At 62.4% G+C, this 11,813-nt stretch carries 11 protein-coding genes; 3 read left to right on the top strand and 8 right to left on the bottom strand.

Going from position 1 to position 11,813, the window contains the following annotated elements:
• Positions 1–214 (bottom strand): alcohol dehydrogenase catalytic domain-containing protein (locus tag HFC70_RS07190; RefSeq protein WP_168472532.1); only part of this gene is annotated, 214 nt, incomplete at its 3' end.
• 174 nt (positions 215–388) lie between these two features.
• On the opposite strand from HFC70_RS07190, the gene HFC70_RS07185 reads away from it, so the two are divergent.
• Positions 389–1,006 (top strand): hypothetical protein, encoded by a 618-nt coding sequence (locus tag HFC70_RS07185; RefSeq protein ID WP_168472531.1) that lies wholly within the window; start codon positions 389–391, stop codon positions 1,004–1,006.
• Positions 1,007–1,015: 9 nt separating this feature from the next.
• Here HFC70_RS07185 and HFC70_RS07180 read toward each other — a convergent pair whose 3' ends face one another.
• Positions 1,016–2,080 carry a quinoprotein relay system zinc metallohydrolase 2 gene (locus tag HFC70_RS07180; protein WP_168472530.1) on the bottom strand — a complete coding sequence of 355 codons (1,065 nt, stop codon included), beginning with the start codon at positions 2,078–2,080 and terminating at the stop codon, positions 1,016–1,018.
• A gap of 161 nt (positions 2,081–2,241) precedes the next feature.
• On the opposite strand from HFC70_RS07180, the gene HFC70_RS07175 reads away from it, so the two are divergent.
• The gene (locus HFC70_RS07175) at positions 2,242–3,054 is read left to right on the top strand and encodes a quinoprotein dehydrogenase-associated SoxYZ-like carrier (RefSeq protein ID WP_168472529.1); all 813 of its coding nucleotides are present in this window, start codon (positions 2,242–2,244) and stop codon (positions 3,052–3,054) included.
• 8 nt (positions 3,055–3,062) lie between these two features.
• On the opposite strand, the gene HFC70_RS07170 is transcribed toward HFC70_RS07175, so the two are convergent.
• The 5 genes from HFC70_RS07170 to HFC70_RS07150 all read right to left on the bottom strand — a co-directional run bounded on the left by HFC70_RS07170 (position 3,063) and on the right by HFC70_RS07150 (position 8,330).
• Positions 3,063–3,416, bottom strand: a complete 354-nt coding sequence (locus HFC70_RS07170) for a hypothetical protein (protein WP_168472528.1) — start codon at positions 3,414–3,416, stop codon at positions 3,063–3,065.
• Positions 3,413–4,078: a hypothetical protein gene (locus HFC70_RS07165; protein ID WP_168472527.1), complete on the bottom strand. Its 666-nt coding sequence runs from the start codon at positions 4,076–4,078 to the stop codon at positions 3,413–3,415. Before HFC70_RS07165 ends, HFC70_RS07170 begins: the two co-directional genes overlap by 4 nt.
• Positions 4,079–4,182: 104 nt before the next feature.
• Positions 4,183–6,426, bottom strand: a complete 2,244-nt coding sequence (locus tag HFC70_RS07160; RefSeq protein WP_168472526.1) for a hybrid sensor histidine kinase/response regulator — start codon at positions 6,424–6,426, stop codon at positions 4,183–4,185.
• Positions 6,423–7,592, bottom strand: a complete 1,170-nt coding sequence (locus tag HFC70_RS07155) for an FIST signal transduction protein (protein WP_168472525.1) — start codon at positions 7,590–7,592, stop codon at positions 6,423–6,425. The genes HFC70_RS07160 and HFC70_RS07155 overlap by 4 nt, the downstream gene beginning before the upstream one ends.
• A gap of 48 nt (positions 7,593–7,640) precedes the next feature.
• The gene (locus HFC70_RS07150) at positions 7,641–8,330 is read right to left on the bottom strand and encodes a response regulator transcription factor (protein ID WP_168472524.1); all 690 of its coding nucleotides are present in this window, start codon (positions 8,328–8,330) and stop codon (positions 7,641–7,643) included.
• A 612-nt stretch (positions 8,331–8,942) separates the two neighbouring features.
• Between HFC70_RS07150 and HFC70_RS07145 the strand changes: the two genes are divergently transcribed.
• On the top strand, positions 8,943–10,589 hold the full coding sequence (locus HFC70_RS07145) for a phosphoethanolamine transferase (protein WP_368669564.1): 1,647 nt from the start codon (positions 8,943–8,945) through the stop codon (positions 10,587–10,589).
• Between the two features lie 53 nt (positions 10,590–10,642).
• Here the strand turns inward: HFC70_RS07145 and HFC70_RS07140 are convergent, their stop codons facing one another.
• Entirely contained in the window at positions 10,643–11,644 is a 1,002-nt protein-coding gene (locus tag HFC70_RS07140) for a sensor histidine kinase (protein WP_168472523.1), read from the bottom strand.
• Positions 11,645–11,813 lie beyond the last annotated feature (169 nt).

Raw genomic sequence — 11,813 nt, 5'->3', positions numbered from 1 at the left:
CGATATCGACAACGATGCCGGCGCCCTCATGGCCGAGAATGGCCGGGAACAGGCCTTCCGGATCGGCGCCCGAGAGCGTAAAATCATCGGTATGGCAGATGCCGGTCGCCTTCACCTCGATCAGCACCTCGCCGGCCCGTGGGCCTTCGAGCTCGACTTCGGTAACAACAAGGGGTTTTCCGGCTTGAACAGCCAGAGCAGCGCGTGTGCGCATGAAATGCCTCCCGGTGACTTTAAGTTCTCTATCGGTCGCCTGATGCGGCCTTGTCTGCAGATTACAGACGGGCCAAGCGCAAACACAACTGCGACCTTAGTGTGTAAATCGGCACCTTTGGCATCTCCTCTCGCCCGCCTATACTGAGCATCGATCGAACACGGAGACACGATGATGAGAGCCATTCGTCATTCACCTGGTCTGGCGTTTGGACTGGCGCTTTGCCTGACGCTTGCTCCCGACATGACAGGGGCTGCGGATTTTTCCGATCCCGACTGGCCGTGCATCCAGCGCAAGGTCGAGAACCTCTCGGCCAGCCTGATGTGGCCGGCGGCCGTGACCCGCATGCCGTTGTCGCCGGCCGCCACCGATCTGGTGGCCAAGCTGTCGCTTCGCCGCGTGACGCTGGAAGAGGCGGAAGCCGAGGTCGGCACATTCGTCGAGACGCAAGGGCCGGTGGACGGCCAAATACTCGGCAATATCTTCTATGGCGTATTCGACGCGATCGCCGGCAACCGGCAAAGGCTGATCGCCGGGATCGCCCGCTATTCCCGCAGCCAGATTGCGCTGTCGTCACGGATCGACGGCAGCCGGGTCGAGATGGCGAAACTGTCCGGCGAGACGCAGCCCGATTTCGACCGGATCGACAAGCTGGAAGAGCAGATCGACTGGGACGAGCGCATCTACCGCGACCGCTCGCAGGCGCTCACCTATGTCTGCGAAACGCCGGTGCTTTTGGAAAAGCGCGCCTATGCCATCGCCCAGATCCTGCTGAAACACATGCCGAAGTAAGCCGCACCTTCAAGGATCCCATTCGAGCTCCGTATAGGCGACCGTGGCATTGCGCGGGTTGAACAGGTCGAACAGTTGCCAATGGCCCGCCTCGCTCCGCCCGATCGTCTCTGTCGCCGGCCCGAGCGCCAGTCCGTCGTCGATCGCCTTTCGCGCATCGGCCTCCAGCACGCCGAGATAGCGCTCAACCGGCTCTGCCGCCTGCGGCCAGCCGAGCAGCGGTCCGCCATGGCCGGGCACCACCCGTGTGGCTGGCAGACCTTCCATCTGCGAAAGAACGGCACGCCAGCCGCGCAAGGATCCGTCGAGCGCCGGCGTATGCGTATCAAACAGCAGATCGCCGGCAAAGAGGATGCCGGAGGTCCGGTCGAACACCGTCAGATCGGTGGCGGTATGGGCGGTCGGCCATGTCTTGAGCTCCAGGACTCGGCCGCCGAGGTCGATCGCCTCTTCCGCCGCGATCACCCGGTCGGGCACGGGGATGCGGCTGCCGAGGAAGGTCGCGCCGCCGATCAGCCTGGTGAAACTCGCCTGATAGCTCTCGGCGCGATCCAGAAGGGCGCGCGGCAGGTTGGCCTGGCCGAGGATCGTGGCGCCTGCCTCCTTGAGCGGCCCGGCACCAAAGACGTGATCGGGATGCATATGGGTGAGGATCAGATGGCTGACCGGCAAGGCGCTGCGTTCGCGGATCGCCAGATAGAGTTCTTCACCGACCTGGCGCGAGCCGCCGGCATCGATCACCGCGATGCTGGTCGATCCGACGACAAAGGCAATGTTGGAAACGTCGCCGGCATTGGCCGGATCCGGCTCGGCCACGACGCCGCGATGCACGAAAACACCCGGCGCCGCCTCACTGAATTCAAGCGTCGAGGGCCTTCGCGGCGCGCAGACCGGCAGATCCTCCTTCGTCCCGTCCACCGGCCGGCGCGCGACGAGACGCACCGCCTGCTCGCAGGACGCTTTCGTCTCCGCCGCAAAGCCCGGCAGCAGGGCGGTCCGGCAGGCCTCACCGGCCACACCAGCGTCGGGGCCACCGACGGCGAGCATGCACATGGTCACGAATGCTTCGAACATGCTCACCCTCCCCTGGCCTGTGGCCCGCCAAGCCTGCGTCCGCCCATGCGCGCCGGCAACACATCCGAAAGGCTCGGTTCTGCAGATTGGCATTTCGGCTTATACTGTTTTAGTGCGCGACCTGATGTCGTGCCCTGTCCTTGAAACGGGGACCTTGAACCATGAGACTGATGCTCGCGGGGATGTCCGTCATGCTGGCGGCAAGCCTTGCCACCGCCCAGCAGGACACGGCCGACAATCCGCTGATCGAAGGACCGACCTGGAGCGCGCTGAAGGAAGATATCGTCGGCACGACGGACCTTCGCGATGGCGCCGCCCTGTTTTCCGTGACCGCCCCCTACCGCGCCAACGATGCCGCGACGGTTCCGGTCACGATCGAGCAGACGGACCCGGCGGGCGGCCCGATTCAGTCGATCAAGCTGGTGATCGACGAGAACCCGGCGCCGCTGGCCGCCGAAATCCGCTTCGGCCCGGCCATGACGCCGCTCAAGTTCGAAACCCGGGTCCGCGTCAATCAGTATTCCAATATCCGGGCGATTGCCGAGACGCCACAGGGCACTTTCATGACCGGCCGCTTCGTCAAGGCCTCCGGTGGCTGCTCGGCGCCGGCCACCAAGGATCCGGCCGCAGCGCTGAACGGCATGGGCGAGATGCGGTTGAAACTCTTCGACGGCACGGCTTCGATGTCGAACACCCGCCGCGAGGCGCAGATCATGATCCGCCATCCAAACTATTCCGGCCTGCAGCGTGACCAGATCACCCAATTGTTCATCGGCGCCCATTTCATCAGCGAACTTGAGGTCAGGCAGGGCGACGACCTGTTGTTCGCGCTGGAAGGCGGAATTTCGGTCAGCGAGAACCCGGCGTTCCGCTTCAGCTATATCGACAACGGCGCGCCGGATCTGACCATCCACGCGGTCGACACGGAAGGCAATGTCTTCGACCGTGTCCTGCCGAAAACGCCGCCAGTCTAAGACGGCTTTTAGAAGCAGAGAATTTCGGCCTCCGCCTGGGCACGGCGAAGATCCGCCACCATGGTGCGCGGCACGACGGCCGACTTGAACATTGCCATCTGTTCGCCGCCGGCCTGCTGCAGCGACAGCACCGTCTCGGCCTCGACATATTTCTCGTAAGGCAGGATCGAGGCAATCACGTCGATCGAACAGGCACATTGCCGCAGCGCCGTGCGGCTCTGGCCGTTGGCCGCCATGCAACCGAAGACATAATCGGCCCTGGCCTCCGTCGGATAGTCGTTCAGGCGATCGGACATGCTCTGACCGCCGGCCGGCATGGCGGCGGCCAGGGTGACCAGCGCCGAGAGGACGGCCCGCATCATGGCTGGCCATCCGCAGTTTTGAAGGTGATGGCGTTGGAATAGCCGGCTGCGGCACCCGGCGCTGCCGGAACCGTGGCGACCAGCGAGTAATACCAGCCGGGAATGTCTTCCGATATGGTCACGGCCAGCGCCAGTTCGGCAAATCGCCCCATCCTGTCGCGGGCCTTGTCATTGGTGAACGGCCTGATAGTGACCTCGCGCGCCTTGATCTCGCGGTTCTGGTAGTGCAGCGACACCGGCACGATCTGCGCGTCGCGCAAAAGGGCATCCTTGATGCGGTTGCGCAAATAGAACGGGCTGCCGCCTGATTGGGCGGCGATATCGCCCAGTGCACTCTCAAGGAAATACATGATCACCGGATTGCCAACCGAAACGGGGTAGCTGCCGAGCCCGCGGGATTTTGTGCCCTGATAGAGCGTCAACGCGACATTGTCGTCAGGCTTGATCTTCAGGCCGATGCTGAACGTGCCGTCCAATTGTTCCTGGCCGACGCCGGAGATGACCCTGTCATAGACCAGCGTGCTCTGCCCGGCATCAGGGCTTGGCGCGGTGTCCAGTCCCTTCAGCGCCGTCGACGGAAAGAGAAGGTCATAGGTTTCGGCAGCGACCAGCGGCCCATGACCGATGCCCAGCAGGACCAGAGCAAGCACAAGAACGCGCATGAAAAAACCTCCCGTTGCGGACCCGTTTTCAGGTCCCCGTTTGTTGGCGATCAGCCTAGCGACGGCTGCCGCGATGTCACCGGAGACCTTGGTCTGTGTTTGTTTCACGCGACGCGCGCCCGGGTCTTCCAGTCGATCAGGGCGCGCAACCGCACCAGCTGCACCGGTTTTGTCAGCACGGCGAACGACATTTCATTGCCGAGCCGCAGGAACTCCCGCTGGCGGTTGGCCGAAATGATGACCGCCGGGATTTCGACCCCGGCCAGCGCCCGCAGCGTGCGGATCGTCTCGATACCGTTGTCGCCATCGTCCAGCTGGTAATCGGCAAGCAGAATGTCGGGCGCCGTGCCGATTTCCTGCATCAGCGCCGCCGCATCGGCCGTCGAGCCCGCCGCCAGCACGCTGGCGCCCCAGCTTTCCAGCATCTGCGTCATGGCGTGCAGTTCGTCGGCATCGTTCTCGACCACCATGACGATAAGATCGAGGCTACCTTCGGGCACCCGCTCCATCAGCGGATTCTCGGAGGCATTGTCATGGCCGGCGGCGGCCAGCGGCACCTCTATCGAAAAGACCGATCCGCAGCCCGGCTGCGACACCAGCCGGACGGGGTGTTCGAGATGCCGGCAGGCCCGCTCGACGATCGACAGGCCAAGCCCCATTCCGGTGCCTTTTCCCGCCCCGCCGACCCGCGTGAACTCGTTGAAGATCCGCGTCTGGTCTTCCTCGGAAATGCCGACGCCGGTATCCCAGACTTCGATCCGCAGCCGATTGCCATGCAGGCGGCAGCCGACCAGCACCCGGCCGCGCTCCGTGTACTGGATGGCGTTCACCACCAGGTTCTGGACACAGCGCATCAGGTAGCGCTGATCGCTGGTCACCCAGCGCAGGGAGGGCACGATCCGCAACTGGATCCCCTTTTCCGCCGCCAATGGGGCCAGATCCTCGGCCAGGCCCTGCAGCAGGCTGCCCAGGCTGAAGGACGTGATGTTGAACTCGGCGCCCGAACTGTCGAGGCGCGAGATATCGAGAAGCGCCTGCAGCAGCTGCTCGATCGAGGTAAAGGACCGGTTGAGCCGGCTGACCACTTCCTTCGCCCCCGGCTGCTCCACCGTTTCCGTCAGCATCGAGAGATAGAGCTTGGCGGCATTGATCGGCTGCAGAAGGTCGTGGCTGGCGGCCGCCAGAAAGCGGGTCTTGGAGGTGTGGGCCGCCTCGGCCGCTTCCTTGGCCTGCCGAAGCGCACCTTCGATCTTGGTCTGTTCGTCGGCGTGGATCTGCAGCTGGCGATTGGCCTCGGTCAGCTCGATGGTCCGCTCCTGAACCCGCTGCTCCAGCAGTGCCGCCGCTTCGCTCTCCGTCGTCACGTCCATGATCGACACGATGAAACCGTCGTCCGGCAGGGAATGGATACGGATGTCGAGGCTCATGCCATCGCGGCGGCGGAACCGTTCCTGCACCGTCTCGCCACGGCGCATGGCCTTGAACCAGCGGGCAAATTCCGGACGATTGCTCCTGCGGTCGAGAATCTCATGGCGCTCGACATGGTCGACGATGCGCTGGAACCGGCTGCCCTTCTTCAGAAGCGACAGCGGCACGCCGAGCAGCTCGCCGAAGCGCTCGTTGCGCACCAGCAGGTCGCCGCGCGACGAAAACGTGCAGATGCCAAGCGACATATGATCGAAGGCCGCCTGCAGAAAGTGAGCCTGTTGGTCGATCAGCCGGTTCTTCTCGCGACGGTTCTCCCGCACGATATCGGTGATCTCGGTCTGCAGCACGGTGATGTTGTCGGAACTGGTCTGCCGGTAGGAGATCTGGAACCAGCGGTCGTTTCGAAGCGCCATGACGAAGGACGAAAAGCGCTGGCCGGCCCTCTGGGCCTTGACCACCGGCTGGGCGCGGCCGGTCACGCCGTTCTCGTCCTGGTTCAGATATTTGCTGGCATTGACGGCCGCCAGGTAATCCTCGAAACCGAGACCCGGCTTGATCAGCGGTTCGACATCGGGAAGCAGGTGACGGAACTGCGCGTTGCAGACCTGCAAACGCTCCTCGAAGAACAGCGCGAAACCACCTTCCATGGCGACCATGGCATCGGCGAGGTTTCGCTGGATGCGCTCCTGCGCCTGATAGGCGATCTCGAGTTCGCTCGACGCCCTGCCCAGGGTATCGAGTGCCTTTTCCAGGTCCTTGGTCTTTTCCCAGACCTCGGTCTGCAGCGCGATCGCCGATTCGAACAGCGAATAGGCTGAGCCGCCAACGTCATGACCACGTTCGGCGCGGTTGATCAGCGCCTCGATGATCTTGGCCTGCTTGGCCAGTTGCATCTCGTAGGGTTCATCCGGATTGATCACAGCGGCGCCCCTCCCTTTGGCCGGAAAAAGGCGACGCCGACGAAGGTCTGGTTCACGTGCACCCCGAGATGTTGTTCGCCGTAGGTGCTGAAGCCGACCACCCGGCGCTCGCGGAATCGCTCGGACGCCTCCGTGTCGAGGCCCTTGCGCTCGATCTCCAGCTTGCGCAGATAACAGTCGAAGCCCAGGATGAAATCGGGCGCGTCGCCGTCCTTGTCGCTGACCGCAAGCCCCGTATCGAGCGTGCGGATGATCTCCTTGCCGCGACCGAGCGTCAGCAAGAGGCCGTCATCGATGGCCGACAGGAAGGTCAGGCCGTTTGCGCCGTGGATCTGCTGGATGGCCCTGACATGATAGAGATTCCGATTGCGCACCAGAACCGGGTTTTCGGCAAAGATTTTGGGCGACAGGTCTGCCACCGGCACCTGGATCATCCGGGCATATTCCTGCGCCGCCGGCGAGCCGTTGATTTCCAGAACCAGCCGTTCCTCCGGAATGGCGCGGGTGACGACCATGCGTTTTTCGGTCGGCTGGAAATGATCGAAACCCAGCCCGCTGAACGCCAGATCGGTCTCCAAGAGCAGCAGGAGCGCGGCATTGCTGTGGAACTCGCCATTGCGCAGCACCTGCGTTTTCTCAAACCGCAGCCCGTCGCCGGCCGAACCGCCGAACACGGGGATATCCTTCAGCCCGGCTTCCAAGGCCGCCACCAGAATATCCTCCTGCTTCGACAAGCCGTCGGCAAAGATCAGGGCCAGGCGCTTGCGGCCCGGCGTGGCGCGGAACTGCGAGGCGAGCCGCTCCGTCTGTGACACGACATCGGCGATCGACACCGGCGAGATCGGCTCGAACAAGGTCGAGGCCACCCGAAAATGCTTGCGCTCGAAGGCGATCGCCAGCAGGGCGTCGTCTTCATAGCCGCGCGACGTGATCTGGCCAGCCGTCGTGCAACCGAAGACAACCGTGTCCGGCAAGGCGCCGCGCAGCGCCTTGGCTAAGTCTTCGGGTTGCAACCTGTTCGGCACGAACAGAAGGATGAAGCTCGGTCTTGACGTCGCGAGTTGCCGCCGGATCTCGGCCAGGGCAACGGCGGCATCCTCGGCATGCGACACGGCAAGCCGCACCGCCTCCGCTGGCTTACGGTCAAGATCGTCGACAGCCGTCATGCGCCGTCATCCTGTGCTTTCCAGAGCGTCGCCTTGGTCCGCCATGGCTCATTGCAGGCTGTGGCGGATCGAGACCTCGCGGACCAGCATTGCCGCCTGCGTCCGGTTATGGACACCCAGCCGCCGCAGAAGTGCGGTGATATGCGCCTTCACGGTCGCTTCGGCGAGTTGCATTTCGTAGGCGATCAGCTTGTTCGGCATGCCTTCGCAGATCAGCCCCAGAATGCGGGTCTGTTGCTGCGACAGATGGGCGATCTTGCGCGAGATCGTTTCCGCCGACCGATCCGTGGCCGTGGCGCGGGCCGGCATGGTATAACCGGGCGGCACATAGGTCTTGCCATTCCAGATATCCTGCATGGCATCCTGGAAACACTGGCGACCGATATCCTTGGGGATGAACCCGGCGGCACCGGCGGCAATGACCGACTGGATGACGCCCTCTGTCGTGATTGCCGAGATAACGATCACCGGCACATCCGGGATTTTTTCCTTGATTTTCAGAAATCCGCTCAGGCCCGACGCATCGGGCAGGTTCAGATCAAGCATGATCAGATCGGGTGAAAACCGCAGCCGCAATTGCTGCAGCGCCTCACCCAGCGAAGTCGCTGTTCGAATTCGGCGCGTATTGAAGATGCTCTCCATCGTCGTGGCCAAAGCATCGCAATACAGCGGGTGATCATCGATCACCAGCGCCGACTTTATCGAAAGCGAGTGGACGGACAAAGCGGTCCGCGACATGGCTCTCCTCCCAAAAATATTTCCTAGTCGAAAATTAGGGAGCAGCCTCAAACGACTCCATACAACACTGGATAATATCTCTGCTCCCAATTGCGACCATGCTCTCCCCAGCACAACCGCGATCGAAGTTGTCGCACAGTTTTCCAGGCCATGCAATTGCCGAATGCCGGGCGGCAGGCCCCCGCAATCCCGCCTGTTCCGTCGGCTTTTCAAGAGGGAATCCAGGGGCCTCCCCGAAATGCCGCAGACAACATGCGAAGAGGCCGATCGCCGGTCAGCGCGCTTGTCCGCAACGGCTGGACGCTATCGAAGCCGAAATGCGGCGTCTTCTTACGGTGTTCCGTTGCCATCGGTATGGCCAGGACGATAGCGACCAGCACTGCAATCAACAGCGTACCCGGGGTGACTAGCTTGGATTTCATGCAGACCCTCGCCTTCGATAGAACTCCATATCGACGAGCAACCTGACAGGGTGCTGAACGGTCTGCGCAGCATTCAGGCTGCTGTCAGGAAAACCGACGATCTAGCCCGTGTCGCGAAAATGGAAACGGAGCGCCATCCGTAGCGTGCAGTTCCAGATCCCGCGCGATCCGCAGATCGAAAGGAACCTCCGTGAGCACGATTGTCGCCCCCTCGCAGCGCCTCTGTCTGACGCGGCCAGCCATCGGCAGCGCCACGCTGAGCACGGTCACCGCCCTCTATCTTCTGCTGCTGAGCAACCAGACCTTCTGGTCCAAGGGGTTTGCCGATATGGCCGATCAGCCGCTTGCCACCGGCATGCTGGCGCTTGGCCTGGCGGCGATCTTCATTGCCGCTTGCGTCACGGTTTCCGTCAAATACGCAACAAAGCCGCTGTTCATCGGCCTCATTCTGGCCAGCGCCGCCGGATCCTGGTTCATGGATCATTTCGGCATCATCATCGACGTCGAGATGATCCGCAACGCCGCCGAGACGACGCCGGCGGAGGCCGGACACCTGATGACGCCGGCTTTTCTCCTGCACATGGCGCTCTACGGTGTCCTGCCATCCGTTCTGATCTCCCTGGTACGGATCGTGCACCGTCCCTTCCTGCAAAAGGTGAAATGGAACCTCGCCGTCATCCTGCCGTGCCTGATCGTGTTCGTCGCTGCCGGCCTCTCCCATGCCAGCACCTATGCGTCCGTAACACGCGAACATCGCGACTGGTTCGCGACCCTTAATCCCTTCATGCCGATCGCCAGCGCCGTGCGCTACGCCATCCACCGCGATGCGGAACGCAACATCGTGGTCCAGCCGCTCGGCCGCGATGCCCATGTGGCAGGCCTGCCGGCCGGATCGCGTAAGCCACGGCTGACGATCATCGTCGCCGGCGAAACCGCAAGAGCGGAAAACTTCTCGCTGAATGGCTATGGACGGCTGACCAATCCCGAACTCGCCAAGCGCGACATCACCTACTTCACCGACACCCGCAGCTGCGGAACCGCGACGGCCGTCTCCCTGCCCTGCATGTTTTCGGTCTATCCCAAGGCAGCCTACAGCCACGCCAAAGGTCTCGATACCGAGAACCTGCTGGATGTGCTGACCCATGCCGGCATCAAGGCGGAATGGTGGGACAACAATACCGGTAGCAAGCAGATCGCCAATCGTGTCGCCCAGCAGTCGATGCCGGACACCAAGGATCCCCGCTTCTGCAAGGACGGCGAATGCGAGGACGGCGTGCTGCTCGACCGGTTGGACGCCTGGATGGACAAGGTCGATCAGGATACGGTTCTGGTCCTGCACCAGATCGGCAGCCACGGCCCGGCCTACTACCAGCGCTATCCGGAAAGCTTCCGGACATTCACCCCGGACTGCCGCACGGCGGAGTTCGCCGATTGCCTTCAGTCGGAAATCGTCAATGCCTATGACAACACGATCCTTTACACCGATCATGTCCTGGCAACGATCATCGACAAGCTGGCAGCGCGACAGGACCGTCTGTCGCCCGCGATGATCTACATGTCCGATCATGGCGAATCGCTCGGCGAGTTCGGCCTCTATCTGCACGGGGCACCCTACATGATCGCGCCGTCGCAGCAGACCCATGTGCCCTTCGTGCTCTGGCAGGGCCAGGAGGAGAAGCGAGACATGGATCAGGCCTGCCTCCAGGCGGAAGCGGTCAAGCCGACCTCCCACGACAACTTGTTCCACACCGTGCTCGGCATGATGCATGTCGAGACCTCGGTGCGCGACCGGGCGCTCGATCTGGTCTCCGCCTGCCGGACGGCAGCTGCGTCATAGGTCGCCAATAGGGGCTGAACTTCAGCTGTTTGAAACGGATGCCGATCGTCTGTCTACTTGGCCAGTCTTTCGCCTTTCAGCTTCAGAATAACGACGACCCCCTCGACCGACCAGTCATAGGTGATGGTCCCTCCGAGCTGGCCGGTTACGCTTCGGTTGAGCAGCTTGCTTCCGTAGCCCTCCGCCCCGTTGGGAGGTTCCACCTTCGGCCCGCCCCGCTCGGTCCACGTCAACGTCACATCGTCATCGTCGGTAGTGCCTGAAAGATCGAGAATTCCCGTATCCACGGAGAGTGCACCGTATTTCAGGGAGTTCGTCGCCAGTTCGTGGAAAATGAGAGACAGGGCCGTAGCTGCAGCCTCGCCCACGCCCATGCGAGGCACGGCGACCCGAATACGGCCTTTGAAGGCACCGAGATCCTCATAAGGCGATAGCAGAACCGACAGAAGGTCGCCCAAAAGGGCTGCGTGTCCCTGGCTGCCCGGTAGGGGACGCACGAGATCATGGGCGCGACCAAGGGCCGACAATCGCCCCGTCAGTTCCGTCGCCATCTCCTTTGCGGTCGTCGTCGACTGCGAGGTGATATTGGTAAGTCCGACGGCAATGGCCAGCAGATTCTTGACCCGATGGCTCATTTCGCCGGCGAGCAACTCGTTGCCTTCCTCAGCCTGCTTGCGTCCGGTCACATCCAGAAAAACGCCAAACATCTGTCCCTCGTGGAGAGCGGCATCGTCGCCCAGACCCCGGGCCGAAATCCAGCGGATTTCGTCCGCCACCATGATGCGGAAATCGATCTCATAGGCCCCGACAATTCCCCGCGTCGCCGTAAAGGCTGCCCGCACACGATCTCTATCGGCCGGATGAATATGGGCCGATAGGTCTTCGAATTTCACGTCGCCGCGTTTGGCAAGCCCCCAGAGCGTGAAAGCCTGCTCGTCCATCGTAAAATGGTCGTTAGTGACGTTCCACGACCAGAGCGCCACGCCTGCCGCATGGATGGCGCGACGAAGGTTCTCTGGCTTCCAGAGAGGATGGTGAGGGTCGCTAAAAGGCATCGACGCTTCTTTCCGTGAAAAAACACTAGAATAGGAAACGCATTCCTATCGTAAAAGAGCCGACATATGTACCAAATGAATCGCACCATCTTGGCATACGGGCAAATCCGGGTTTCCGCCAGACACGATAGCCAACGACAGAAGACACCGCGTCGTGACCGTCGCGGTG

The organism is Agrobacterium sp. a22-2, from assembly GCF_012276985.1.
In the GTDB taxonomy this organism is placed as follows: domain Bacteria; phylum Pseudomonadota; class Alphaproteobacteria; order Rhizobiales; family Rhizobiaceae; genus Allorhizobium.
The sequence above is the reverse complement of the archived record's forward strand: the minus strand, read 5'-3'. Positions and strand labels throughout refer to the sequence as shown.

Coding starts and splice junctions, on each gene's coding strand:
- HFC70_RS07155 (WP_168472525.1), bottom strand. CDS start 7,592: ATGACGGCTGTCGACGATCTTGACCGTAAGCCAGCGGAGGCGGTGCGG.
- HFC70_RS07150 (WP_168472524.1), bottom strand. CDS start 8,330: ATGTCGCGGACCGCTTTGTCCGTCCACTCGCTTTCGATAAAGTCGGCG.
- HFC70_RS07165 (WP_168472527.1), bottom strand. CDS start 4,078: ATGCGCGTTCTTGTGCTTGCTCTGGTCCTGCTGGGCATCGGTCATGGG.
- HFC70_RS07175 (WP_168472529.1), top strand. CDS start 2,242: ATGAGACTGATGCTCGCGGGGATGTCCGTCATGCTGGCGGCAAGCCTT.
- HFC70_RS07170 (WP_168472528.1), bottom strand. CDS start 3,416: ATGATGCGGGCCGTCCTCTCGGCGCTGGTCACCCTGGCCGCCGCCATG.
- HFC70_RS07140 (WP_168472523.1), bottom strand. CDS start 11,644: ATGCCTTTTAGCGACCCTCACCATCCTCTCTGGAAGCCAGAGAACCTT.
- HFC70_RS07185 (WP_168472531.1), top strand. CDS start 389: ATGAGAGCCATTCGTCATTCACCTGGTCTGGCGTTTGGACTGGCGCTT.
- HFC70_RS07180 (WP_168472530.1), bottom strand. CDS start 2,080: ATGTTCGAAGCATTCGTGACCATGTGCATGCTCGCCGTCGGTGGCCCC.